The 317-nt window shown below is 52.7% G+C and carries 1 protein-coding gene; it reads left to right on the top strand.

Annotation, left to right across the window (positions count from 1 at the left end):
* Window positions 1-247: ATP-binding protein (locus J3481_RS14485; protein ID WP_206832808.1), on the top strand; the 247-nt coding region annotated here is incomplete at its 5' end.
* Between the last annotated feature and the right edge of the window lie 70 nt (window positions 248-317).

Raw genomic sequence — 317 nt, forward strand, 5'->3', positions numbered from 1 at the left:
AATGGGTTTTGTGCCTTTTCACAAAGACGGCGCAGAGTTGTTATTCCACGTCATTTCGGATTGCTATGAGCAGCGGAGCGTCATCGTGACATCGAATCTGGAATTCGGACAATGGAACACGATTTTGGGCGAAGAGCGACTGACTGCGGCGCTCGTGGACCGGCTCGTGCACCATGCACACGTGCTGGCATTTACAGGCGAGAGCTATCGGTTGCAACACGCGCTTTCGGAAGCGACGTCGTCATAAGATTCCTGCGAACCATGCCTATGCACAAATCCGCGTCGCTATTCTGCACTTTTGACTTGCGCAAAACAGC

The organism is Alicyclobacillus fructus (assembly GCF_017329605.1).
Taxonomy (GTDB): domain Bacteria; phylum Bacillota; class Bacilli; order Alicyclobacillales; family Alicyclobacillaceae; genus Alicyclobacillus; species Alicyclobacillus fructus.